This is a genomic window from Superficieibacter electus, from assembly GCF_002915575.1.
Classification (GTDB): Bacteria; Pseudomonadota; Gammaproteobacteria; order Enterobacterales; family Enterobacteriaceae; genus Superficieibacter; species Superficieibacter electus.
Genome location: NZ_PQGD01000002.1, coordinates 308,794 through 332,111, shown reverse-complemented (window position 1 = coordinate 332,111; position 23,318 = coordinate 308,794). Strand labels below are relative to the sequence as shown.

Here is a 23,318-nt window from a genome sequence, read left to right as displayed (position 1 = left end):
GAGCATGGCAAATTCATTCAAACAAATGATCAAATCGGGGCTGATTAAACGCACCGATTCAGGGATGTTTATTTCCCCGAATGACATTCACGTAAAACCGGATTTTAACCGCCGTGACGACGACGATCGCACCCGGCGGGCAGACGACGAATTATTTAATTTTCTGCTGGCTGGCGGCACCGTCCCCCCACTGGAAACCGTCGCTCGTGACGACGGCGGTGTGTGGATCGTCGAGGGCCACCGCCGCTACCGGTGTTATCTGCGCTGCCGTGACGCCGGAAAACCGGTTGAGCGTATCCAGATAATCCCGTTCGTCGGTAATGACGTCGAGCGTATAGCGCGGATCATGACATCGAATAATCAGTTGTCGCTCACGCCAATTGAGCAGGCCGCTGTTGTTCGTGACCTGGCGGCATTCAACCTGACGGCGGCAGAAATCGCAAAACTGGTTCACAAATCAACTCCTACCGTCGAAAAACTCCTGACACTGAGTACGGCAGATCACGACGTACAGCAGGCGGTTAAATCCGGTGAGGTCTCCGTAGGCGTAGCCTTAGAACGCATGAAAGAGCACGGCGAGAAAGCTGGGGCGGTCATCGAGCAGGACAAAGCGGCCGCTGCTGCCGCTGGCCGGAAAAAAGTCACAAAAGCGTTTATTGCGCCGGAAATCAGCATCAAAAAAGCGCGGCGGCTGGTTGAGTTGTTGGCGCTGGCGGATATCAGCGACGAGGGCGTAATTGCTCTGAAGGGGCTGGCGCTTGCCGAGGTGCTGGAAATTATCGACGAACAGAAAAAAATCGCTGCGGATCGCAGCAGGGCGGCGGCATGAAAATTATTAAACTTGACCAAATAGGCCATGTAGAAAAACAAGGCCAATTTGGATGGGAGCCGTCCGTAATTTATGAGCCAATATATATAATGGCTGAGAATATCGAATCATTTTATTACGCCGGTAATACATATATGAAGATGCGCTCTGGTGGCGTCATTAAAGTTAAGGAGTCTGTAGATCAAATTTTAGCGTTGCTGGGGGCGGCATGAATTACAAAACTCAGTTCGACAATTGGTTTGCCCGTGAATATCCACGAGGTGACGAGGTAATGAAATTCGGCATGTGGCAGGCATTCGAATATGCGATGGAGTTATTCCTGCCCGGAATGAGCGAAATGGCCGCTGAGAACATAGCACTAAAAACAGCAGCTGAATTTGCAGTGGCTGACGATTTGTGGGTTGACCTGGGAGACGACACATATCGCTATCAGTATTGCGAGTGGTACGCCGACGATCTGAGGGCTGCTCTCAATACGCCAATTACAGATTTATTTTTTAACGGGAAAATTAATCAGGAGGATTTATGAGCGAAATAAAAATATACACAGCCACACCGGCAGATTTATCACCGCCGGTTGACTCGAAATCGTTTTGCGTTGACGTTGTTTTGGCCGCTGATTACCAGGCGCTGCGGGAACAGATGGTGGCACTGGCGGCTGAGAATTCGACAATCAAAGTCATGAACGATTGCCTGTCGGAAGAATTGCGTGGTTATGAGTCTGATGGAGAGTTTGAGGGGCCGAAGATGCATCTACTGTGGTGGAAAACAGAAACTCCAGCCACGGATCGCTTCATCGCAGAGCAGCAGGCTATCGGACTGGAGCGTTTTGCGGAAATGTATGCGCTTGAGGCGGCAAAAGAATCGGACTACTCAACATGGAAGAGTTTTGCGAGTAACGCAGCGTCTGGTTATGCCCAGCAACTGCGCAACGAGGTGAAGCTGTGAAAAAATATCCTAAATTAGGCGGTTTGTTGAAGAAAAACAAAAATACCTCTGCAAAATGCAAATGCGGTGCAGTTGCAAAATATAAAACCACTGTGCAGGTAAATATATTTCGTGGTGATGATGAAGTTTTTTGGACGTGTGAAGAGCATAAAGATAACTGCGGGTTTTTAATTAGTAGCAAGGTGAAGCCATGAGCAAGTACTTTCTGGTTAAGTGCATCAAAGATACAGAAGGGTACTGGACAGAGGGTGAAATGTACCAGGCCCGTAATGTTGCTGGAGGCTTTATACAGATTGGCGATGATGACGATCGTAGTTCAGAGAACTGGAGCGCCGCGCCGACGGAATATCGGGAAGACGATTCGATTGTTTATCAGATTGGTGGCATCGAAGGTGAAGCCGTTTTTGAGGAGTGTGCATCATGACTAACATCACCATTGGCACATTTTGTATTCATACCAGCAAATGGGAAAAACTCGGTTGTCGGGTCGTAGCTCACGACGACGGCGTAGTGGTCGTGAAAATGCTGGGTGGCGGATATCGCGGCGTATCAGAGAGTTCTCTGGAGCCGACAACTCAGCAAGCTGCTTTGAAGGCCAGCCGTGCGGCGCTGGGCAATTGAATCGGAGAAAAATAGTGAATGATATTTTGCTTGAATATGCCTACCGCCGGATTGGTGAACTGGAAAAATTGCTGCTGGTGGATGTGAAAGAAACAATATGGCCAGTCGAAGTCGGACTGGTGTATTCCCAAATTGAAAGCGCCGGTCAACTACCGGCACATCACCAAAATCGACTCAAACATCATATCAACCGTATGTGGCTGGAGAAAATGCCGGTACCGGCGATTGTAGCTGCTGCCCGTTCGCTGGCCATTGCCATGGAGAAATACGCGTGAGAGAAATCATTGTTGATAATTTTGCTGGCGGCGGTGGGGCGAGCACAGGGATAGAGCTGGCGATCGGGCGCAGCGTGGATATTGCGATTAACCATGACCCGAACGCTGTGGCCATGCACAGCACCAACCATCCTGACACCCTGCATTACTGCGAGAGCGTCTATGATATCGACCCGCGAACAGCGACTGCTGGCCGTCCAGTAGGGCTGGCGTGGTTCTCTCCGGATTGCCGCCACTTCTCGAAGGCAAAAGGCGCAAAGCCGGTTGAGAAGTCCATCAGAGGTCTGGCCTGGATCGTCATTCGCTGGGCACTGGCGGTGCGACCACGTGTGATGCTGCTGGAGAACGTCGAGGAGTTTCGCACCTGGGGACCGCTGCTGGCTACCGAGATGCGGCCTGATCCGGCGCGAGCCGGGGAAACGTTTGAAGCGTTTTGTGGGATGCTTTCAGGCGGTATACCTGCCGGACATCCAGCACTGGCGGAGTGCTGCGAGTTCCTGAGCATTGCCGCCGACGGCGAGCAAGCGCAGAAGCTGGTGAACGGGCTGGGTTATGCCGTTGACCACCGCGAATTGCGTGCGTGCGATTACGGTGCGCCAACAATCAGGAAGCGTTTCTTCATGGTAATGCGCTGTGATGGTGTGCCGGTGACCTGGCCGAAACCTACGCACGGTGATCCGAAAACACCAGCTGTCCTGAGCGGTAAGTTAAAACCGTGGCGTACTGCGGCGGAATGCATCGACTGGTCAATTCCTGCGCCGTCTATCTTCGATCGCAAAAAGCCGCTGGCGGAAAACACCCTTAAACGCATAGCGCGTGGCATTCAGCGATTTGTTATCGACAACGGATCGCCGTTTATCGTGAAGTGCAATCACACCACGATACGCGGCAAATACGACTGTTTCCGGGGGCAAGGGCTGAATGAACCAGTGCAGACCATTACCAAAAAACATGGCTTTGCGATCGCGGTACCGCATCTGACAAAATTCAGGTCTGGGGCCACAGGTCAGGAAATCACTGAACCGGCACCAACCGTAACCGCTGGAACGTCGGCGCGACCGGGCGGCAATGGTCATGCACTTGGTCTGGTTGAGGCACAGTTAGCACCATTCATCTGCCGACAGTTCGGGGCCAGTATCGGCCATCGGGCGGACGAGCCGAGCGCGACGATTACAGCTGGCGGCGGGGGTAAATCGCAACTGGTCACATCGACGCTGATCCAAATGGGCTATGGAGAGCGACCTGGGCAGCAGCCGCGCGTGTTGCAGCTTGAAAAGCCGCTGGGAACAGTAACTGCTGGCGGTGGAAAATTCGGGCTGGTTGCAGCGAATCTCGTTAAACACTTTGGTGGCAACTATTCCGGGCCCGGCGCAGCTATGGATGCGCCAGCACACACGGTCACCACCACAGATCATCACGGCCTCGTTACTTCTCATCTGGTGAAGCTGCGCGGCACCTGCCGGGACGGGCAGCGCACAGACGAGCCGATGCCGACTATCACCGCCGGCGGCCTGCATGTCGGCGAAGTGGAAACCATGCTTGCAGTAGAGCACTTCGATGAGCAGCGCGCGGATCAGGTGCTGGCATTCCTGAAAACTTATTGCGGCGAAGACTGTGATGGTCTGGTAACGATCTGCGGGGTGGTTTATCGCATCGTTGATATTGGTATGCGCATGCTGCAACCAGCTGAGCTGTACCGTGCCCAGGGGTTCCCTGAGTGGTACATCATCGACCAGGATTATCGCGGTGTGAAGTACGCAAAAGATAAACAGGTGGCCCGGTGCGGAAACGCTGTACCGCCTCCGTTCGCCGAAGCGCTGGTACAGGCGAACTTACCTGAGTTGTGTGCAGCGAAAAATAAGGCCGCGTAATTATGTAACAAGGTCGCCTGAGCTAAGTAAAAGCGGCCATAATGATTCAAGCGCCATAGTGCAATTTGATTCATTATTGAACGGGCATAGTGTTTTGTGGGGTAGTTACGACCCTGGACATGAACCAGTGAAAAAGTAATTCCTTACTCAATTGACACACCGAATAATCATTTATACTGTTTATATATACAGTTGTTATGGGGTTGTCATGGGCAAAGATCTTGGGTACACAGTGATTCATCGGGGTGTAATGATACCGCATGTTGAGCCAGGCCGCTGGACATTCATCCAGCGCGCGAAGGAGTACGGCGGCGGCTGGTGGTTCGGTCGGGTATACGACGATTGTTTTATGCTTGAGTTTGAGCGGCCTTCATCTTTAAGTGAGGGCATCCGGTACATTCTGTCTTATGAGCGTATGAATCAAATGCCCAGCTTTGACGATGATTTCAAACTGGACTAAAAAAAGCCCCGCATCAGCGGGGCTGTATTATTTCTCTTTTTCCAGCTTTTCGTTTAGTGTTTCAATTACCCACGTTTCGAGATTTTTTCCAGATTTTCTGGACCGCTGTAATATAGCCGCCGCACTGGGGTGTGGCCGTCCATGATATTGGCAGGAATAATTTTGCAGAAAATGCGTACTCGATCGTTAGTCAGGTTGCGCGACATGTGCGTAATGAGCTATCCAGTAAATATTCTGCTACGCCTCATGAGTCAACTATTAGGCGGTGGTTAACAGATATTTGTAAAAATAATAAATAATTTACCGTAAGCCTCTTGTTACTATCAATTGGGTAGTAAATTCATATTACTTGTGAATAATAGTGCTCGTTATTGGTACAATTTTTTTTATAGAGACTCCGAATTAATTAAATGATACTGTATGCCCGTACAGTGTTTTTGTCTCTGCTTTACAGGAGATGTTATGTTTCTCACAGATTATTTGGTACCCGGTTCAACAGGGCACACGGGAGCGATTTTAGTTACTGTCAATCGTGGCAAAATAACGGGTGGGTTTGTGCTGCGGCCTGATGAATTCGTTACCTCGCTAAGAGCGATTGACGAAGCCCGAAAGATGGCAGGTTTATCCTCCATCCCTTTAACTAAACCATCAACTGATTTATAATAATCACTCGCGAGCCTGAACAACTCGCTACTGAGTAACACTGTGCCAGCGGAGCGATACCAATGGCGCAAATTCAATTAATCAAAATAACCGCTGATTCTCTGGCTCCGGCTAACGCCGAGGCGCGGGAGTATCTGGCGCGTGTAAAAACTGGCGTCTGGTTGAATTGCGAAATTCGCCAGCAGCGCAATTACCTGTTTCACAAAAAATTATTCTCCCTCCTGCAACTGGGATTTGAGTACTGGACACCCTCCGGCGGCGCTATCACCAACGCCGAAAAATCCTATCTAAGTGGGTACGTCCGTTACCTGATTGCCCTGGCGGGCAGTCCTGAACTCATAGAGGAAACTGCGGATATATACGCTCAGCGCGTAGCATCTCGTCGCGTGAACGGCATCGCGCTTACTAAATCGTTCGAATCGTACCGGAAGTGGGCAACGATTGAAGCCGGATTCTACGACGAATTTATTCTCCCTGATGGCACCCGTCGCCGTGAAGCGCGTTCAATCTCGTTTGCGAAAATGAACGAGGACGAGTTTAACGAGCTGTATAAATCGGTACTGAATGTTCTGTGGAACCACATACTGTTTCGTTCGTTCCCGAATGAGGCTGAAGCCGATAACGCCGTATCTCAGTTGCTGGAGTATGCCGCGTGAAAAAAACATGGTTTCAACACTCCGAGTGTACGACAGAGCAGGCCGACGATCTCCAGCAGCAATATCGCGCACGCGGCGTAACGGTAGAGCGTAGTCTCAATCCCGATTTTATCACCTGGACGATTAGCGTTCGCCTGCCGGAAAGCGTCAAACCCCCACGGGTAGACCGTCGCTGGCAAAGCAGGGTGTGGGGGTAAATATGCGCGGAATTTATCGGAATAAAAAATGGCTGGCCGCCGTGGGGCAAATTGATCAGTGTGTTTTATGCGGTCGCTGGGGTACGCAGGTCGCTCACAGAAACGAAGGGAAGGGGACCGGTATTAAAGCCGACGACTGCGCCACAGCGGCCCTGTGTGTTGACTGCCACCACGAAATCGACAACGGTAAAAATCTGACGCGTGACGAGCGCCGGGAGCTGATGAATCGCGCCATCGTTTTAACCGTCATCAAAATCGCCCGTCTTGGGTTGGTGGCACCGAAATGACACCTCAAAAAAAACGGACGCGTAGAGCCGCCCTGGAACAAGCGGCCGCTGCACCTACTAAACGCTGGCTCGGTAAAGCAGTTCTCCTGACCGGTGTTCAGTCGGCCTGGATCAAATCGCTGTTAACTGTGTGGGGTGAGTGTGTCCGTGACGATACAGCACCAAAAAAAACCAGAACTCACACCTGCTGGCACGCGAACCGGTGTATGCGCTGGTCCAACACGGCGCTTGAGAAATTAACGGCAGCTCTGGACCAGGCACGCAGGGAGGGGTTTCACGGCCAGCAGGCGCTGAAACGCGCCCACGCTATTCTTTGGCCCGCACCTGCACGAAATTTAATTGACGAGGCGATCGCTGATGACGACGCTGAATTTATTGAGCAGTGTGTGCTGGCGACCTTTGACAGTAACGATCCGGTATACGTTATCGGTGTAAGCTATTATACGACCCGAAAAAAAATCTCAGATTTGACGCGGGATATTCAGCATATTGCCCCGTGGCTGACGCCGGACGAGGCGAGAAGGCGCGTGCGCTGGTGTGTGGAAATATTCAGAGCCAAAGTATATTTAACTGTCTATAAGAGCATGGAAGAGGAGTGAGATTAGCTATTAGTGCTAATCACAACAATAAGCGTTGAAAACAGGCCAAGAAAACGGATAATTCTTTTATGCTTGGCAGGGCTGCGCCATGATGACGTGATGTTAAGCGAACAACTTGAATATAACAAAAACCCCGCTGTTGCGGGGTTTTTGCTTTCCGACGATCCGACAGGGGGATTCGCGAACGTGCTACGGCACAGTCCCCCTGTCAGATCGCCGATCTCCTCTGCTCTAAAAAAAGTAAGCAAAAATGTTGACAAAGTAATCAAAAATGATTACTATAGTTCCATGTTGAACAGCAAGGAGGAGGCAGTGAGGCAAAGCGAGTTCAGGCGGTGGCTTGAATCTCAGGGAGTCCAGGTTTCAAACGGTACTAACCATCTGAAACTGAGGTACAAAGGGAAGCGAAGCGTAATGCCAAGGCATCCCGGGGATGAGATAAAAGAACCACTGCGAAAGGCCATACTTAAACAGTTAGGCCTAAATTAAAAAACCAGCCCTCCGGGGCTGGTTACTCGCAAGTCGCGCTGATTATTATGAGATATCCATTAAATTTAGCACCCGCCCCCGAGGGCGGTTATATGGTGTCATTCCCTGATATACCCGAAGCCTTAACGCAGGGGGATACACGGGAAGAGGCGCTCACTGCTGCGCTTGGCGCGCTGGTTACAGCGTTTGAGTTTTACTTCGAAGATAACGAGCAGATCCCGCTGCCGTCGGCGGTTTCTGATGGTGATGATTTTGTTGAAGTGCCTCTGAGTGTCGCCTCAAAAGTGTTATTGCTTAACGCTTTCATTGAGTCAAGGCTCACCCAGCTTGAGCTGGCAAGGCGCATCGGCAAGCCAAAACAGGAAATTACGCGACTGTTTGATCTGAAACACGCGACAAAAATCGACGCCGTTCAGTCGGCAGCTCAGGCTCTTGGTAGAGAGTTGACGCTCAATATCATGTAGCAACCCATAACGAAGCCCCGGCAACCGCCGGGGTTTTTTGCAAATCCCATCCGTAACTTCAATTCAGTGCATTGTTGTTAAATCCTCCAGGTGGGATTTGCAGAAGCCAATCAGTAAGCCATCACTTTTTCTTTAATAGTACCACTTCTGATTTCGTGATAGTGCCGTCCTCTTTCGTATAACAAATAACACCCAGATCAGCTGATGACTTCTCTTGCTCTACGCGGACGGTGATTTTATACCCCCCTTTTTTTAAGGATTTACTGGATGCAACTGATAAATCGAGGAGGGATGTATCTTTCTGCCTTGCAATACTCAGGCAGGCAGATTCCGCAGCATCCCACGGCCTTGGTTCCTCCTTCTTGGATTCTTCTGTACTGCACCGGGCTATGCCACCAAATATGGTCAGAAAGGCGACAAAACAAAATATTTTTCCCATTATGGGATCTTTTACTTTGCCGCCACCTTTTAAGAACGCTTGTTTTTCCTCTTCAGGCAAACTATTAAAGTCCTTTTTTTTCATAACATTCATACCGCCTCCAGTGAATGCTTTTTTCATTCATTGTATTGATATTAAAAGCGAAAAATCTTTATGCATGATAGAGCATGAGGTTGTTGCCTCATAGCACAACATATGATCTTATGAAAACCAGCGATGCGCTCCTTTTCATAAGCCTTTAGTTTCTCATTCGAATATGCGCCCGCTCATACACTCACGCACTCATCGTATACCCTGACATGTGAGCGTGGCGCGCCTTTACAGGTCAAAAGATGCCACATACCCCACCAACCTGGACAATGCTTGTCGAGTTTTACCAGTGCCACAAGCTACGGATCGACATCTTTTTCATCGTGTTAATTGCCGTTGTTGGGCGCGTTTTTTACTGCGGCGGCAAGCTGCGCGAAATTGTTGGCGACGTGATTATCGGGCCGTTGCTGGTTGCTCTGCTGGCCGAGCGGATGCCAAGTATATCGCTGGCTGCGCTGGGACTGGATGTCTCAGTCAGCCACTATGAGCTGGCGTTTATCGTCGGCATTGTTGGCGTACACGGCGTTAAAGAAGCGGCGTTCTACATACTCAAGACCCGATTCGGTATTGACGTCCGTGCCCGGAGGTTTGATAAGCAGCAGGAGAAGCATGGTGTTTAAATTTTCAGCACACAGCGAGCGCCATCTAAACGGCGTTAATCCCGACCTGGTAAAAGTGGTGCGCAGGGCGCTGGAGCTTTCGCCGATTGATTTTGGTATTACTGAAGGGTTGCGTACGTGGGAACGCCAGCAGGAGTTGGTCGCAGCCGGAAAAAGCCAGACCATGAACAGCCGCCATCTAACCGGCCATGCGGTTGATGTTTTCGCGTACCCTACATCCGCTGGTAGCTGGGAGTGGAAATACTATGAGCAAATATCGACAGCGTTTAAACAGGCGGCAGCAGAGCTACAAATCCCGGTAGAGTGGGGTGGCGACTGGCAAACGTTGAAAGACGGACCGCACTTCCAGCTACAACACGCACACTAACTCAATTAAATGGAGGGAGTATGAATAAAATTACTGTCACAGCGTTGTTACTAGCACTATCCGGCTGCACGCATACAACATATACAGAAGCAACGCGAGCTGATGGCTCGACAGTTAAACACATTGCGATCGCCCCAGGTACTAAAATTACAACGGCGGCTGGTGGATGTATTGATTCCACCAGCCGAGAAACGACATGTTCAACTAATTGATAAGCGGCAACGCAATGGTGCTCACGTTTAAAGTTGAGTCTTACTCAGCGTCGAGACGCCCCCGTGCTGCCTCATAACTTTCGTATTCATTTATGCAATCTGAGCAAAGCAGTGCATCGTAATAACCTTGGTTCTCATATGCTGTTTGAAGTTCATCGTCAGTCATAACCCTCCGACAATCATTATGATAACCACCAGGGTCTTCAACTCCATCACATGTCTGAGACATAAACGGTTCTAATACGCGCTTTTGAGGCCCTGATAAAGAGTTGTATCCGTTATCAATAGCATTACGGGCAATACCTGAAACCATTTGCTCTTCTTCTGCAAAAACATCATGGTCAAGCAAAGTTTGAAGCAAAGACTCGTTTGACATGCAACACCTCTACCTTACAAATGATTACATAGTAATCACTACCTAGCGCAAACGCTCAGTAGTGATTATTAGGAAGGTGGGCGACTGTTGCCAGCGGGAACTGGCAACAGTCATTCATACCCACAGAGTGCCGTGGATATAAACCGAGGCCCACTTGCTCGCGCAAGCCGGGCAATTATAGCTTGGGTAAACATGGCTACACCGACTCAGATCATTTTTAAATGCGTTAATGAAATTTTTGGCTATGAAAAAAACGCGAGAACTCACTCAAAGAGCCAGGTCGCTGAGATTGCAGCCAGTATTCAGGAGTTCGGCTGGACAAATCCGATCCTGGTAGATGAGTGCGGAGAGATCATCGCAGGGCACGGGCGCATAGCAGCGGCCGAATCGTTGGGAATGAATGAAGTGCCGGTGATCGTCCTGACTGGCCTAAACAGTGAGCAAAAGAAAGCGTATCGGCTGGCTGACAACAAAATCCCCCTGAATGCTGGTTGGGATGACGAACTGCTCAGTCAGGAATTATCAGAGTTGATTGATGCCGATTTTGACATTTGTCTCACAGGTTTCAGCCAGGTGGAAATTGACGATCTCCTGGTCGAGGTTGGTTCGGAATCCGAAGAGGGGGACGAACGATATACGTCGAAAATCGACTCCCCCGTATATGAGCCGTCGGAAGCTGTGCCGGAGGTATCCGCTCTTTACGACGATGAAAAGACGATGCAACTGGTGGAAAGCATTCGTTTGGCTGCACTGCCGGCAGACGTAGAAAAATTCCTGCTCGCTGCTGCGGAACGTCACACCGTTTTCAATTTCAACAAAATAGCTGATTACTACTCTCATGCCCCTGAAAACGTGCAGGCGCTATTTGAGGCGTCGGCACTGGTGATTATTGATTATCAGCAGGCCATCGAACACGGTTTCGTGAAAATGACACAGCGAATGCTTGAGATAGTCCACGGCGGGGAGGTAGAGAGCGATGCGCGATGATTTCTGCGCCTTTATTCTGACGCATGGCCGTCCGGATAATGTGCTGACCTACCGCACGCTACGACGAGCAGGCTATACCGGGAAAATATTCCTTATCATTGATGACGAGGATACGACCCGTCAGCGTTACTTTGAGCAGTTCGGCGATCAGGTGCTGGTTTTCTCGAAATCCGATATCGCAAGCCGATTCGACGAAGCTGATAATTTTGGGGATCGGCGTTCAATTTTCTACGCACGCAATGCATGTTTCGAACTGGCTGAACGGGTCGGGTGTCAGCACTTCATTCAGCTTGACGACGACTACCACGAATTTCAGTTTCGAGTAGGGCCAGACCTTGACGCGAGTTATTCACCGATACGCGCTCTCGATCTGGTCCTTGATGAAATGCTGACGTATTACCGCTCTATACCTGCGGTATCCATTGCGATGGCACAGGGTGGCGACTTCCTGGGTAGCGGCGGCGACGGGAATGCTGCGTGGTTAAAGCGTAAGGCTATGAACAGTTTTATCTGCTCTACCGACCGCCCGTTTCAATTTGTCGGCCGCATCAATGAGGATGTGAATACGTATACAAGCCTCGGGCGGCGCGGTGAATTATTCCTGACCATTGGTGCAGTACAGCTTGGACAAAAGCAAACACAAAAGAATGCTGGTGGTATGACGGAGCTTTACCTTGACTCCGGCACTTACGTTAAAAGTTTTTATTCGGTGATGTACGCGCCATCATGCGTAAAAATCGGCTTAATGGGCGCCAGTCATAAGCGACTGCATCATCAGGTCACTTGGAATAATGCTGCTGTTAAAATTGTCAGAGAGCATCACAAAAAATCACCACTGACCGAGAGTGGAAAAAGATGATCCTCCCGATTGATAAAATCCAGGCATACGCAGCACGCCGCCTGAACGAACAACAGATTGCCGATGTGCTCGATATCGATCTCAATGTGTTGAGAGCGACCCCTGAGCGCTTGGCTGAATATCGTGAGGCAATACGCAAGGGGAGAGCAAAAGGTGAGGCCGAGCTACGTGGCGCACTGTATAAACTTGCAAAAGGTGGGGATCGCTCTGCCTATTTTGAGTTAATGAGCAAATGAAACGTATGGGCCATTCCAAAAATAAAAATATGGTTATAATGGTAATAAATTCGCTCGGAGGAAAATATGTCTTGGACCTGCCCATACTGTAACCATAAAAATGTAGTAACTGAAAGGAATCGGACAACTAACAGAGGTCACCTTGATGACGATAATGTTAACGGCCCGCTCAATTTGATTTGGCGGTCTATAACATGTTTAAATGAGTCATGTAAGCAATTAACCCTAGAGGTTTTTTTACGAAAGGCTGATGGAGAATCTAAGCTGCTGAACCACTGGAAATTACTACCAGAGGGAAGTGTAAGGCCTTTTCCGAGTTATGTTCCTGCTCCAATTCTTGGTGATTACAAAGAAGCTGTTCTGATCAAAGACCTCTCTCCAAAAGCCTCAGCAACACTTGCAAGGCGGTGCCTGCAAGGGATGATTCGTGACGTATGGGGCGTTAAGCCTGCAAGGTTAGTCGATGAAATCAAGTCTATTGAAGATAAAATCGAAACAGGTATGTGGAAAGCAATTGATGCTGTCAGGAGTATTGGCAACATTGGTGCTCACATGGAAAACGATATCAACGTCATTGTGGATGTAGATCCTGATGAAGCTGAGTTGCTCATTGGATTGTTAGAGTTACTTATTCAGGAATGGTATGTCGAACGGCATGATAGAGAAGAGAGGGTAAAAGCAATCACCGCTTTGGCTGATGAAAAAAAAGCATTAAAAAAAGCTAAGTAAGCCGCCTACGGGCGGTTTTTTCATAGAAGGTCTGTAAAGTAATCAGAGATAAAAATAATGGCAAAACCGGACTGGAGGGAGATTCAGCGTCGGTTCCTGTCCGAATATGCCAAATCAGGTATATCACCGAAAGAATGGTGTGAAGCGCAGGGGCTGAACTACGCCACCGCCCGACGCTATATCAAAAAATCCACTGCGCAAAAAACTGCGCAAAAAAAAGCTGCGCAGAGCACAAAAAAAACTGCGCAAAAAAAAGAGCGTGAAAATAAAAAAAAATCCTCCGAAGAAAAAGTACAGGAAGAAAAAATTATTTTCTCTGAGGTGGTGGAAGACGGTTATGATTCCAGTAGTTTCGGTCTATCTCCGCAGCAGGCGCTTTTTGCTCAGTACGTGACGGCGGGGAAAACTCGGGTTGAGGCGTACAAACTTGCCGGATACAAATGCACCGGCAACAACGCTTACTTTGCAGCGAGCCAGGTATACAGAAATATACGGGTATCCCGATACGTCCGACATCTCCGCGATAAACTGGAAAAACGGCAGGCCGCAACGATTGACGACCTGATTCACCAGTACACCGCAATAGCAAACGCAGACCCAAACGAACTGGCGCAGCACAGGCGCGTTAACTGCCGTTACTGCTGGGGTGAGTACCACCTGTATCAGTGGCGTGATGTAGCAGAATTTGACCGCGCGTCAGCCTCTGCCGCCAAAGATGGTAAACAGCCGCCGGAGTATGGTGGCCTCGGGTTTGTGAATACCGCCGACCCTCACCCTGATTGCCCTAAATGCGGCGGGGAGGGCATCAGCGAGGTGTTTATTACCGATACGCGGGATCTGGAGGGTAACGCCCGTTGGCTGTATGCCGGAGTGAAAGAAACGAAATTCGGGATTGAGGTGCAGACTGCCAGCCAGGATGCCGCACGCCGTGAATTGTCCAGGCTGTTGACCGCGAGACACGGTGCAGGCAGTTTACCAACGGGCATGCAACCTGTTACAGGCTATACGCCTGAGGACTACCGCAAGGCGCAGGACTGGATCAACAGCGAGTTTGGAGATCTGGACTGATGGCTCTGATTGAATGGGACAGTCTTAGTTTTCCGCAGCGTGTAATACTGAAAAATAAATCAACGCGATCATTTCTCAACTATACACGGCTCTGGTTTGAGTTAATCCAGGGCGACCGGATGATGGTCAACTGGCACCACCGCATGATGTCGTCAAAAATTGACTCGATTATCAACGGTACGGCGGCACAACGAAATCTGATTATCAACACACCGCCAGGATCTACAAAGACAGAGTTTTTTTCTATTCATCTGCCGGCTTATATAAATGCGCTGATTCAGGAAAAAAAGTTGCAGCGCTTTCGTAACCTGAATATTTCCTTTTCTGATTCACTGGTAAAGCGTAACAGTCGCCGGACGCGCGATATTATCGCCAGTCCGGAATATCAGGAGTTATGGCCATGCCAGTTTGGCGTTAAGCAGGCTGATGAGTGGGAGATAATTAACTCACTGGGGCGCTCGGTAGGGCAAACCGTATCGCGAGCTGGTGGCGGCCAAATCACTGGGGGGCGTGGTGGTTATCCCGGTGCGGAATTTTCCGGGTATGTGCTGCTGGATGATTTTAATAAACCGCTGGATATGTTTTCTGAGACGAAACGTAAATCAGCGAATCAGCTTTTGGTTAACACTATTCGTTCCCGTCGCGGGGATCGCTCTAAAGACCATCCGACACCGATTATCTCTATTCAGCAGCGTTTACATGTTGATGACGCTACCGGGTTTATGTTGTCCGGCGGCATGGGCCTGGGCTTTGAACACGTCGTTATTCCCGCGATGATCAGCGAAGAGTATATCGACAGCTTGCCGGAACCCTGGCGAACGCAGTGCTGGAATACGGTAAAAGACACGGACAGTGTCACGGTCGCCGGGGTGCGCTACTGGTCTTACTGGCCAGAAATGGAATACGTCGGTGATTTGCTGGCGCTGTGGGAGCGCGATTCTTATACGTTCCTGAGCCAGTACCAGCAGAATCCGGCAGCGCTATCGGGCGGGCTGATTAACGGGCAGTGGTTCCGCACCTATGCCAAACTGCCGCGCCTGCTCTGGCGTGCCGTGTACGTCGATACGAACTCAGGCAAGATTAAAGATTTCAACGACTACACCGTGTTTACCCTGGCGGGAATGGGGGCTGACGGCAACATGTATGTAATCGACATGGAGCGCGGGAAGTGGGACCCGGAAGAGTTATTGCTGAAGGCTGAAGAGGTGTGGCTACGCTGGCAAGCGTCCGACACCCTCCAGCGTGCCCCGTTGCGCTATATGGCGATAGAGGATAAACAGGCCGGACAGGGGCTAATAACGACGCTCACAAAGCGCCAGGCAATCCCAATCAACGCTGTCCAGCGTGGTGAGGGTGAGAATAAACTCGTGCGGTGCCTGAACTGCGTCCCTCAACTGAAAACCGGGAAGGTATTTATTCCCGACACGCACGATGCGGACCGTAATCCGCTATTCCACACGTATTACAGCGACGGCATCACTATTGCCGGGACAACTCAGTGGGTTGTCGGTTTCGTCGCTGAGGCAGTGGCGTTTACCGCAGACGATACTCACGATCATGACGACATGCTGGATACTGCGATGGATGCGATCGATGACATGCTGATTAACCCGCAACGAGGATTTTTTGACTGATGATCTGGCCGTTCCGCAGGCAAAAGCCTGAACCCGAAAAGATTAAAATCGAGAACCCGCCCACACCAGGAGCGGGTTTTTTTTCGACTGACATTCCCCTTGGCGTCCCGGAGTTTGACCGCGCGGCGCTGATAGCCAGGAGCATTCAGACGCCTATGCCCAAGCTGAAAAAGGGGCAGGGCATGGACGCCGCCATCGGCAAGTGGGGCGGCACTGCTGCCAGCGTGCCGGATGCGCAGTTAGCGTGGTACGCCAGCCAGGGGTTTATCGGGTATCAACTGTGCGCCATCATCGCGCAGCACTGGCTAGTTGATAAAGCCTGCACGATGCCCGCGCGCGACGCGGTGCGTAACGGTTACGAAATCACCGTGAATGACGGCAGCAAGGCGCGGCCATAAATAATCACGGCGATGAAAACGCTCGATAAGCGCTACGGCTTAAACAGAAATTTACGCGAATTTATAAGAATGGGTCGGATTTTCGGCGTCCGTCACGCGCTGTTTCTGGTCGACTCCGACGATCCGAACTACTACGCCAAGCCGTTCAATATAGACGGCGTAAAACCCGGCAGTTATCGCGGGATTTCGCAAATTGATCCATATTGGGTGACGCCGGAACTGGATCGCTCCGCAACGGCAAACCCAGCCAGTCTGCATTTTTACGAACCAACCTGGTGGCGCTTGAACGGGATCGGGCGTGTTCACCGGTCGCATTTTTGCATTTTCCGCGCTAACGAAGTCCCGGACGCACTCAAGCCGACGTACAACTACGGCGGCGTGTCTATCCCGCAGAAAATTTTTGAGCGCGTTTACGCCGCTGAGCGCACCGCTAACGAAGGGCCGCAACTGGCGCTAACCAAACGTAGCACTGTGCTGGCACTCAACACTGCGGCGGCGATTACCGACCAGGCAGCGTTTGAGGAACGCATGGCGCTCTGGCAGTACTACCTGAATAACTACGGCGTAAAAATTATCGACCGGGGCGACACATACCAGCAGAACGATACCGCGCTGGGCGACGTGGATACCGTGACGATGACGCAATATCAACTCGTCGCCGGGGCGGCAAATGTGCCGTCAACAAAACTTCTCGGTACTTCACCGAAGGGCTTTAATTCCAGTGGCAGTTACGAGGAGGCGAACTATCACGAGGAACTGGAGAGTATCCAGGAAAACGACCTGACGCCTTTTGCTGAGCGTCACCACCAGTTAACCATGCGGTCTGATATCGCGCCCCGATTCGGGATTGCTCCGGTAGACACTGAAATCACCTGGCTGCCCGTGGCGTCACTGACGGCAACTGAGCAGGCTGACATTAACCTGAAAAAATCGCAGACCGATACGGCGCTGGCTCAGGCTGGTGCGGTTGACGGCGTGGACATACGCAACCGGCTGATTAAAGATCCGGACAGCGGTTACAGCGGACTGGAGGCATACGAGGATACTGATGGCGAAGAGGATCTCCCTGTCGAAGCGGCGGGAACAGTGGGCGCAGCAATTCAAGCCCCAGATAATCCGGGGAACACCGCTTAACTACAACGCTGCGTTATCTACCCGTATTGAGGCTGATTTGCTGAAACTGGTCAGGCAGATGACCCGTGAAACGCAGCGCGAGGTGCTGGCGCTATTCCGGTCAGATGTTGGCAGGCAGTTCTTTGGCATGGATGCCAGCGTATCCAGCCAGTCAAGAATTTTATTGAACGCGCTAACAAATACATTTATGAAAATTTTTAAAAGCCGAGCGAAGAGTATCACTGAAAAAATGTTGAGCGGAGCCGCAGCTACAAGCCGCTCCAGCCTCAGCCAAAGCATTGAGCAACTGACAGGAGGCGTGACTCTCAGTACTGATTTTTTTTCTGGCCCACTAAAAGAGAAGCTCAGCGCAGCGGTGACTCAGAGCGTAAACCTCATTGTGTCGATTCCCGAAAAATACCTGGGCAGCGTCAAAAATGCGGTGACATCCTCAATCAGCTCCGGGAATGGACTGGCCGATTTGGTGCCTTTTTTCGAAAGGCAAAACGGAATCACTGAACGACACGCCAGCAACATGGCTCTTGATCAAACGCGCAAGGTCTATAACACGATTAACGCAGGGCGCATGAGATCAGCCGGTATCCGTAAATTTGAATGGCTCCACTCTGCCGGTGGTCATCACCCCCGACCGTTTCATTTGCACAATCTTAACGGAAATATATTTGACCTGGATAACCCGCCAGTTATTGACCCAAAAACAGGGGAGCGCGGCCTCCCAGGTCAACTACCGAACTGCAAATGCCGGATGCGTCCGGTGATAGAACTCGACGACGGAACAACAACATGATGGGCCAGTCACAACGAATCTACGATCTCAATAAGTGGTTTGAAATCCCCAAAAACCCCATCTCAAAAGTTGGGGTTTTTCCTTATCTGGGATCGAGTATTGGCGCACCGGAGCCAGACACGGTTTACATGGTTTACCGTCCGGCGGAGGCGCTGGCGGACCCGGAGTGTCTGTCGTCATTCCGGCTGCTGCCGTTTATCAACGATCACGAAATGCTCGGCGAGGGCGAGACACCTGCCGAACAGTACGGTGTAGAGGGCGTTATCGGTGAAAACGTCGTTTTCGAGGGTGACGAAAATCAGGGGACTCTCTACGCAAATTTAAAAGTTTTTTCTCAGCACCTGGCAGATCTGATCGGCAGTGGCAAAAAAGAACTCTCATGCGGCTACCGCTGCGTGTATGTGCAACAGCCGGGGACGTGGAACGGTCAGCCCTATGACTACGTGCAGCTCAAAATCAGGGGCAACCACATCGCCCTGGTTGACGAGGGCCGGATGGGGCCGAGCGTCGCGGTACTCGACCACTTTAAATTTACAATCGACTCAGCAATGGAGTTAAAACAGATGGAACCAGGAAAAGAAACTACCGACGGCGAAGGCGCTGGCGAGGGGGATATGACGCTGGCGCAGTGCGCTGCGGCTATCAAGCAGATCATGCCGATTATCCAGCAGTTTCAGGCGGCACAGGGGGGCAACCAGCCCGAGCCGAAACCAACGCCTGATGCTGATGTACCGCCGAAGGAAGGGGAGGCAACACCGCCGGAAGAAAAAACGGGAGACGAGGACGTGCCGCCGGAAGAAAAAACTGCTGCTGCGCAGGATGCAGCAATTAAAAAACTCCGCGCCGAAGTGAAGGAAACGCGCAGCGCCCTGGACGGTTTTAAAAAAGACGGCATGAAAGTGCTGATGGGACAGATTGCCCGTCGCGATGCGCTGGCTGAGCAACTATCACATCACGTAGGGGCGTTCGATCACCGTGAAAAAACGCTCGACGAAGTGGCGAAATACGGCGTTGAAAAGCTCGGCATTAAATGCGCTGACGGCATGGAAGAAGCCGTTTTACAGGGCTATCTGCACGCCCGCCCGATTAATTTCGGCGGCGATATTGACACGACCTATCAGGCGACCAGTGACAGCGCTGATAGTGATGAGATTTCCGATTACCTGGGGGGTAAATAATGGCGTTCCCGTCAAAAGTTAACGATTCGCTGGCGTTCGGTATCCCCGGTGAGTTTTATGCCGATGGTCCGAGCAGGGCTGTTCCGGCGATGATCAACTCTGCTAATGCTGGCTACAACATGATCGGGCGCGCGTTTACGTACAACGCAGATGGCACGGTAACGGCTGGCGGCACGGGTGCGTTTGCAGGCATCCTCATCAATCCCAAATCTCAGCCGCTCTATGGTACGGCGCAGAATCCGCTGGAGGCATCCACGACCCTGCCAAACGGACTGAATGCCGAGTTCTGCACGATGGGAATTCTGATTGTGACGTTTACCACTGCCGTCACAATCGGCCAGAAAGTCGTTTTCGATACCCAGCACGGCATTCTGTACACCGTTGACGCTACGGCCACAGCCGCAGGCACGGGGAAAGCGTTTGTGCCAAATGCGTTCGTATCCCACTACAGCACCGCAGGCGCTGGCCCGGCGGTTATCACTATCACTAACTAACGGATAAAAAATGGCATCTCTAACCGTTTCAGAAATTCACTCGTATGTGGGGCCGCGCAACGTTCGCCCACTCCACCTCCAGAAGTGCGACAACTATCCTCGCGGCCTGTCTAAGTTGGGGATCTGCATGGACTCGCGCACGCTGCGCACAATGGCAGCCGCGATGGATTCCACCGTGCTACCCGGTATGACCACGACGGCGAGCAATGGCGTGCCGGTACAGGCGTTGCAAACCTGGCTACCCGGCTTTGTCGCAACTGTAACCAAACCGCGCAAAATTGACGATCTGATCGGCATCACGACAGTCGGGAGTTGGGAGGACGAGGAGATCATCCAGACCGTCATGGAACTGACGGGTAAAGCCGCCGTTTATGGCGACTATACCAGCGTCCCGCTCTCCTCCTGGAATCTGGCGTATGAGCGCCGCAGCGTGATCCGCTTTGAAGAGGGATTACAGGTTGGCTACCTTGAAGGCGCACGCGCAGCAAAGGTAAAAATCGACAGCGCTTCTACCAAGCGTAACGGCGCGGCGATTGCTCTGGAAATAAACCGTAATGACGTTGGTTTCTACGGCTACAACGACGGCACCAACCGTACCTACGGCCTGCTCAACGAGCCATCGGCCCCGGCCTACAAAACCCTGCCGGCTGGCGCATCCGGTAAAACGCAGTGGGCGTATAAAACTTTCCAGGAGATTACCGCAGACCTCCGCCTTATCGCTAACGCGCTGCTGGTCGACTCTAAATCGGTGGTCGACCCCACCGAGGACGAGTGTACGCTGACGCTGGCTAACGGCGCGGTGACGTTCCTCAGCGTTACGACGGATAGCGGGGTTAGCGTGAAAGACTGGCTGACCAAAAACTATCCGAAGTGGCGAATTAAAACCGCACCAGAGTTCGACCTGGCAAACGGTGGCGCGAATATTTTGCAGTTGCACGCCGAGGGTATTGCCGCTGATGAAGTGTCGACGGATGACAAAGGCGTGTGGTCACAACTCGTCCCGGCCAAATTTGTAACGATTGGCGCAAAGCAGGACGTTAAAGTCTACAACGAGGCATTCACCAACGCGATGGCTGGCGTCATGCTGAAACGCCCGTATGCCTGCGTGCGCGCAACCGGGAACTAAGGAGAAAAACATGTCAGAATATTATGTGTACTCAACGCTGACCGGATCACAGGCATACCATATTTACCGCAATGGCGGCGCGGATCTGCCGCTCGTTGACCGTGTAGTGATGGTCGCTGGCGGCGCAAACGTTGCAGACAAACATTTTGTGACCCCGAAGGGGGTCGTGACGCCTATTACAGCGGATGAACTGGAATTACTTGAGAAAAACCCGGTCTTTGCGGTGCACAAAGCTAATGGCTTTATCACGGTGGAAGAGAAAGCGATCCCTGTTGAAAAAGTGGTAAGCGATCTGGAGGCGCGAGACGAATCCGCGCCACTGACCGACAGCGACTTTATCGCAAAAGACCAGAAGCCGCCGAAGGTTGTCACCAATAAAAAGAGCGCGTGATCATGGCGGCGCTCACGTTTGACGCCGCGCTCTTTCGCAAACAAATCCCCGCTTACGCCGATCCTGAAAAATACCCGGACTCAGAAATTGAATCCTGGTGGGAACAGGCGGCGTGTTATATCAGCACCGAAAATTACGGCTGGCTCAACGGTGACAGCAGGGCGTTGGCTATCAATCTGATGGCCGCGCATCTGATGGCGCTAAGTGCCGCAGGATCTTCTGGCGCTGCGGCGAAAGTGGCGGGGGCTGGCGGGATTGTGACCGGGGCGACGATTGACAAAGTTTCTGTCACGCTGGCAGCGCCGCCAGCCGCTTCTGACGAGTTCGACTACTGGCTGACGCTGACGCCGACAGGTCAGCGCCTGTTGGCACTACTTCGCGGCAAAGCGGTTGGTGGGTTTTATGTTGGACTCTACCCCGAACTGTCGGCGTTCAGAAAAGTTGGCGGGGTTTTTTGATGGGAAAACTCATCAGGAATCCCGGCCCAATGGCTGAACGTTTGCGGGTTGCAATGGCGGAACTTCAGCGGAAAAAAGCTAAAGTGGGCTGGTTCGAGTCGGCAAAATATGAAGACGGTACGCCCGTTGCGTATGTTGCTGCCATTAACGAACTGGGCTCACACGCCCGCCCTTTCATGCGACCAACAATTCAGGAGCGACAAGGGGTATGGCGAGCGGTGGCGCGTACAGTGGCAAAAAAAGTGGTTAATGGCGATGCCAGCGTGGATCAGCTATTCGACTCAATCGGATTGCAAGCAGCCGGAGATATCGCAAAAACGATTACCGATATTACAACGCCTGCATTATCCCCGAGAACAATTGCCGCCAGGCGGGCAAAGCTGGCAAATGGAGGTGGCACAATTGGGAACCTGTCGAAGCCGTTAGTTGATACCGGATTGATGTTAAACACATTAACGCATGTAGTGGAGGAGTAATGATTCCAGGCGGCAATTTACTGAACATTGCATTAAATGTAATTGGTGCTCAGGAACTGGAGTATTACGCGTTCACCGGGAGACAGACGAACACCGCCGGATACGACGTGACATCTTACGCTGAAGCCGTGTCGGTGGTCGGTAGTTTTCAACCTGTCCCGCGCGCGCAGTATGCGAACCTCGGCCTGGATTACCAGAAAACCTACTGGAATTTTTACGTATCCGCTGACCTGCTGGATGTCTCCCGCGACGTGTCGGGCGATCAGTTGGTGTTTGACGGGCGGCGCTATCAGTGCGAGTCCGTAACGCCTTGGCGCGCTATTGACGGCTGGAACGCGGTGCTGTGTGCGGAGATCGGCGGTGCGTGAAAATGACCTCAACACCATGCTGCGTTGCGTGCTGCTGGACGGGCTTGCGGCGCGACAGCTTACTTCCGTAGCGGTAAAACGCAGTAATCAACCGACGGATCAGGGGCCGGATTCCGGCCCGTGCCTGTATTTTTTTGTCGTTAACCATCACCGTTACGGCTCGCCTCAGCGCTCCGACGAGTGGGACAAAGAAAAAGAGATGATGATCCATACTGAAAGCCAGTGGATTGAGACAACGTACCAGATTACTGGCTCAGTGTTGCAGAACCCGGCAGACCTGGAATCTCCGACCGCGAACGATCTGATTTTCCACGCCAGCGGGATATTGCAGAGCGATAACGCTATTTCGCAGTTGAGGAAAAGCGACGTTGGCATTTATCGCATTACAGAGAACAGGAACATATTTTTTAAAAACGATCGCGATCAGTATGAGGCCTCGCCGTCGTTTGATATCACGCTCACACACAAGGATATAACGGTCACTACAACGCCCGTTATTTCTTCCGTTGAGGCAAAAATCATCAGGGTATAA

Annotated in this window: 39 protein-coding genes; 37 read left to right on the top strand and 2 right to left on the bottom strand. The window is 51.5% G+C overall.

The window, feature by feature from the left end:
* The first annotated feature begins 4 nt into the window (after window positions 1-4).
* The 17 genes from CHU32_RS03765 (at window position 5) to CHU32_RS03685 (ending at window position 8,359) form a co-directional block, all read left to right on the top strand.
* The gene (locus tag CHU32_RS03765; RefSeq protein WP_103677831.1) at window positions 5-829 is read left to right on the top strand and encodes a chromosome partitioning protein ParB; all 825 of its coding nucleotides are present in this window, start codon (window positions 5-7) and stop codon (window positions 827-829) included.
* Complete coding sequence (locus CHU32_RS03760; RefSeq protein WP_103677830.1) at window positions 826-1,041, top strand: hypothetical protein; 216 nt, start codon at window positions 826-828, stop codon at window positions 1,039-1,041. The genes CHU32_RS03765 and CHU32_RS03760 overlap by 4 nt, the downstream gene beginning before the upstream one ends.
* Window positions 1,038-1,358 carry a hypothetical protein gene (locus CHU32_RS03755; RefSeq protein ID WP_103677829.1) on the top strand — a complete coding sequence of 107 codons (321 nt, stop codon included), beginning with the start codon at window positions 1,038-1,040 and terminating at the stop codon, window positions 1,356-1,358. The genes CHU32_RS03760 and CHU32_RS03755 overlap by 4 nt, the downstream gene beginning before the upstream one ends.
* Window positions 1,355-1,777: a hypothetical protein gene (locus CHU32_RS03750; protein WP_103677828.1), complete on the top strand. Its 423-nt coding sequence runs from the start codon at window positions 1,355-1,357 to the stop codon at window positions 1,775-1,777. The genes CHU32_RS03755 and CHU32_RS03750 overlap by 4 nt, the downstream gene beginning before the upstream one ends.
* Window positions 1,774-1,971, top strand: a complete 198-nt coding sequence (locus CHU32_RS03745; RefSeq protein WP_103677827.1) for a hypothetical protein — start codon at window positions 1,774-1,776, stop codon at window positions 1,969-1,971. Before CHU32_RS03750 ends, CHU32_RS03745 begins: the two co-directional genes overlap by 4 nt.
* Window positions 1,968-2,201 (top strand): hypothetical protein, encoded by a 234-nt coding sequence (locus tag CHU32_RS03740; protein ID WP_103677826.1) that lies wholly within the window; start codon window positions 1,968-1,970, stop codon window positions 2,199-2,201. The genes CHU32_RS03745 and CHU32_RS03740 overlap by 4 nt, the downstream gene beginning before the upstream one ends.
* A complete protein-coding gene (locus CHU32_RS03735; protein WP_103677825.1) occupies window positions 2,198-2,398 on the top strand; it encodes a hypothetical protein in 201 nt (66 codons plus the stop codon). Before CHU32_RS03740 ends, CHU32_RS03735 begins: the two co-directional genes overlap by 4 nt.
* 14 nt (window positions 2,399-2,412) lie before the next feature.
* The gene (locus CHU32_RS03730; protein WP_103677824.1) at window positions 2,413-2,673 is read left to right on the top strand and encodes a hypothetical protein; all 261 of its coding nucleotides are present in this window, start codon (window positions 2,413-2,415) and stop codon (window positions 2,671-2,673) included.
* Entirely contained in the window at window positions 2,670-4,544 is a 1,875-nt protein-coding gene (locus CHU32_RS03725) for a DNA cytosine methyltransferase (protein WP_103677823.1), read from the top strand. Before CHU32_RS03730 ends, CHU32_RS03725 begins: the two co-directional genes overlap by 4 nt.
* A gap of 208 nt (window positions 4,545-4,752) precedes the next feature.
* The gene (locus CHU32_RS03720; protein WP_103677822.1) at window positions 4,753-5,004 is read left to right on the top strand and encodes a lF-82; all 252 of its coding nucleotides are present in this window, start codon (window positions 4,753-4,755) and stop codon (window positions 5,002-5,004) included.
* Between the two features lie 462 nt (window positions 5,005-5,466).
* Window positions 5,467-5,667, top strand: a complete 201-nt coding sequence (locus CHU32_RS03715; protein ID WP_103677821.1) for a hypothetical protein — start codon at window positions 5,467-5,469, stop codon at window positions 5,665-5,667.
* A 62-nt stretch (window positions 5,668-5,729) separates the two neighbouring features.
* The gene (locus tag CHU32_RS03710; protein ID WP_103677820.1) at window positions 5,730-6,323 is read left to right on the top strand and encodes a DUF1367 family protein; all 594 of its coding nucleotides are present in this window, start codon (window positions 5,730-5,732) and stop codon (window positions 6,321-6,323) included.
* Complete coding sequence (locus tag CHU32_RS03705; RefSeq protein WP_103677819.1) at window positions 6,320-6,520, top strand: hypothetical protein; 201 nt, start codon at window positions 6,320-6,322, stop codon at window positions 6,518-6,520. Before CHU32_RS03710 ends, CHU32_RS03705 begins: the two co-directional genes overlap by 4 nt.
* A 2-nt stretch (window positions 6,521-6,522) precedes the next feature.
* Window positions 6,523-6,807, top strand: coding sequence for a DUF1364 family protein (locus CHU32_RS03700; protein WP_103677818.1), 285 nt, complete (start codon window positions 6,523-6,525; stop codon window positions 6,805-6,807).
* On the top strand, window positions 6,804-7,406 hold the full coding sequence (locus CHU32_RS03695) for a hypothetical protein (protein WP_103750781.1): 603 nt from the start codon (window positions 6,804-6,806) through the stop codon (window positions 7,404-7,406). Before CHU32_RS03700 ends, CHU32_RS03695 begins: the two co-directional genes overlap by 4 nt.
* Window positions 7,407-7,718: 312 nt before the next feature.
* Window positions 7,719-7,895 carry a type II toxin-antitoxin system HicA family toxin gene (locus tag CHU32_RS03690; protein ID WP_103677857.1) on the top strand — a complete coding sequence of 59 codons (177 nt, stop codon included), beginning with the start codon at window positions 7,719-7,721 and terminating at the stop codon, window positions 7,893-7,895.
* 47 nt (window positions 7,896-7,942) lie between these two features.
* Window positions 7,943-8,359: a type II toxin-antitoxin system HicB family antitoxin gene (locus CHU32_RS03685; RefSeq protein ID WP_103750780.1), complete on the top strand. Its 417-nt coding sequence runs from the start codon at window positions 7,943-7,945 to the stop codon at window positions 8,357-8,359.
* A gap of 121 nt (window positions 8,360-8,480) precedes the next feature.
* On the opposite strand, the gene CHU32_RS03680 is transcribed toward CHU32_RS03685, so the two are convergent.
* A complete protein-coding gene (locus tag CHU32_RS03680; RefSeq protein WP_103677816.1) occupies window positions 8,481-8,891 on the bottom strand; it encodes a hypothetical protein in 411 nt (136 codons plus the stop codon).
* Window positions 8,892-9,130: 239 nt separating this feature from the next.
* On the opposite strand from CHU32_RS03680, the gene CHU32_RS03675 reads away from it, so the two are divergent.
* From CHU32_RS03675 to CHU32_RS03665, 3 genes are read left to right on the top strand one after another with little or no spacing between them, the layout of a single operon-like run.
* Window positions 9,131-9,508, top strand: coding sequence for a hypothetical protein (locus CHU32_RS03675; protein WP_133159276.1), 378 nt, complete (start codon window positions 9,131-9,133; stop codon window positions 9,506-9,508).
* Window positions 9,498-9,875 carry a M15 family metallopeptidase gene (locus CHU32_RS03670; RefSeq protein WP_103677814.1) on the top strand — a complete coding sequence of 126 codons (378 nt, stop codon included), beginning with the start codon at window positions 9,498-9,500 and terminating at the stop codon, window positions 9,873-9,875. Before CHU32_RS03675 ends, CHU32_RS03670 begins: the two co-directional genes overlap by 11 nt.
* 20 nt (window positions 9,876-9,895) lie before the next feature.
* A complete protein-coding gene (locus CHU32_RS03665; protein ID WP_103677813.1) occupies window positions 9,896-10,087 on the top strand; it encodes a hypothetical protein in 192 nt (63 codons plus the stop codon).
* A 40-nt stretch (window positions 10,088-10,127) separates the two neighbouring features.
* On the opposite strand, the gene CHU32_RS03660 is transcribed toward CHU32_RS03665, so the two are convergent.
* On the bottom strand, window positions 10,128-10,463 hold the full coding sequence (locus CHU32_RS03660; RefSeq protein WP_103677812.1) for a hypothetical protein: 336 nt from the start codon (window positions 10,461-10,463) through the stop codon (window positions 10,128-10,130).
* Between the two features lie 192 nt (window positions 10,464-10,655).
* On the opposite strand from CHU32_RS03660, the gene CHU32_RS03655 reads away from it, so the two are divergent.
* The 17 genes from CHU32_RS03655 (at window position 10,656) to CHU32_RS03580 (ending at window position 23,318) form a co-directional block, all read left to right on the top strand.
* Window positions 10,656-11,450, top strand: a complete 795-nt coding sequence (locus tag CHU32_RS03655) for a ParB/Srx family N-terminal domain-containing protein (protein ID WP_103677811.1) — start codon at window positions 10,656-10,658, stop codon at window positions 11,448-11,450.
* A complete protein-coding gene (locus tag CHU32_RS03650) occupies window positions 11,440-12,309 on the top strand; it encodes a GREB1-related protein (RefSeq protein ID WP_103677810.1) in 870 nt (289 codons plus the stop codon). Before CHU32_RS03655 ends, CHU32_RS03650 begins: the two co-directional genes overlap by 11 nt.
* A complete protein-coding gene (locus CHU32_RS03645; protein ID WP_425444875.1) occupies window positions 12,306-12,545 on the top strand; it encodes a hypothetical protein in 240 nt (79 codons plus the stop codon). The genes CHU32_RS03650 and CHU32_RS03645 overlap by 4 nt, the downstream gene beginning before the upstream one ends.
* A 66-nt stretch (window positions 12,546-12,611) precedes the next feature.
* Entirely contained in the window at window positions 12,612-13,274 is a 663-nt protein-coding gene (locus CHU32_RS28530; RefSeq protein ID WP_103677809.1) for a DUF4145 domain-containing protein, read from the top strand.
* A gap of 57 nt (window positions 13,275-13,331) precedes the next feature.
* The gene (locus tag CHU32_RS03635; RefSeq protein ID WP_103750779.1) at window positions 13,332-14,342 is read left to right on the top strand and encodes a terminase small subunit; all 1,011 of its coding nucleotides are present in this window, start codon (window positions 13,332-13,334) and stop codon (window positions 14,340-14,342) included.
* A complete protein-coding gene (gene terL / locus CHU32_RS03630; protein ID WP_103677807.1) occupies window positions 14,339-15,976 on the top strand; it encodes a phage terminase large subunit in 1,638 nt (545 codons plus the stop codon). The genes CHU32_RS03635 and terL overlap by 4 nt, the downstream gene beginning before the upstream one ends.
* Complete coding sequence (locus tag CHU32_RS28435; protein WP_218113699.1) at window positions 15,976-16,374, top strand: DUF1073 domain-containing protein; 399 nt, start codon at window positions 15,976-15,978, stop codon at window positions 16,372-16,374. Before terL ends, CHU32_RS28435 begins: the two co-directional genes overlap by 1 nt.
* A gap of 12 nt (window positions 16,375-16,386) precedes the next feature.
* Window positions 16,387-17,508 (top strand): phage portal protein, encoded by a 1,122-nt coding sequence (locus tag CHU32_RS03625; protein WP_218113698.1) that lies wholly within the window; start codon window positions 16,387-16,389, stop codon window positions 17,506-17,508.
* Complete coding sequence (locus CHU32_RS03620) at window positions 17,423-18,295, top strand: phage minor head protein (protein WP_103677805.1); 873 nt, start codon at window positions 17,423-17,425, stop codon at window positions 18,293-18,295. Before CHU32_RS03625 ends, CHU32_RS03620 begins: the two co-directional genes overlap by 86 nt.
* Window positions 18,292-19,473: a DUF2213 domain-containing protein gene (locus CHU32_RS03615; RefSeq protein WP_176691693.1), complete on the top strand. Its 1,182-nt coding sequence runs from the start codon at window positions 18,292-18,294 to the stop codon at window positions 19,471-19,473. The genes CHU32_RS03620 and CHU32_RS03615 overlap by 4 nt, the downstream gene beginning before the upstream one ends.
* The gene (locus CHU32_RS03610) at window positions 19,473-19,967 is read left to right on the top strand and encodes a structural cement protein Gp24 (protein ID WP_103677803.1); all 495 of its coding nucleotides are present in this window, start codon (window positions 19,473-19,475) and stop codon (window positions 19,965-19,967) included. The genes CHU32_RS03615 and CHU32_RS03610 overlap by 1 nt, the downstream gene beginning before the upstream one ends.
* A gap of 10 nt (window positions 19,968-19,977) precedes the next feature.
* A complete protein-coding gene (locus tag CHU32_RS03605) occupies window positions 19,978-21,093 on the top strand; it encodes a major capsid family protein (RefSeq protein WP_103677802.1) in 1,116 nt (371 codons plus the stop codon).
* 10 nt (window positions 21,094-21,103) lie between these two features.
* Window positions 21,104-21,484 carry a hypothetical protein gene (locus CHU32_RS03600; protein WP_103677801.1) on the top strand — a complete coding sequence of 127 codons (381 nt, stop codon included), beginning with the start codon at window positions 21,104-21,106 and terminating at the stop codon, window positions 21,482-21,484.
* A gap of 2 nt (window positions 21,485-21,486) precedes the next feature.
* Entirely contained in the window at window positions 21,487-21,942 is a 456-nt protein-coding gene (locus CHU32_RS03595) for a DUF4054 domain-containing protein (protein ID WP_103750778.1), read from the top strand.
* Between the two features lie 29 nt (window positions 21,943-21,971).
* Entirely contained in the window at window positions 21,972-22,418 is a 447-nt protein-coding gene (locus tag CHU32_RS03590; RefSeq protein ID WP_103677799.1) for a hypothetical protein, read from the top strand.
* On the top strand, window positions 22,418-22,786 hold the full coding sequence (locus CHU32_RS03585) for a phage collar protein (RefSeq protein WP_103677798.1): 369 nt from the start codon (window positions 22,418-22,420) through the stop codon (window positions 22,784-22,786). The genes CHU32_RS03590 and CHU32_RS03585 overlap by 1 nt, the downstream gene beginning before the upstream one ends.
* Entirely contained in the window at window positions 22,779-23,318 is a 540-nt protein-coding gene (locus CHU32_RS03580) for a phage gateway protein (protein WP_103677797.1), read from the top strand. Before CHU32_RS03585 ends, CHU32_RS03580 begins: the two co-directional genes overlap by 8 nt.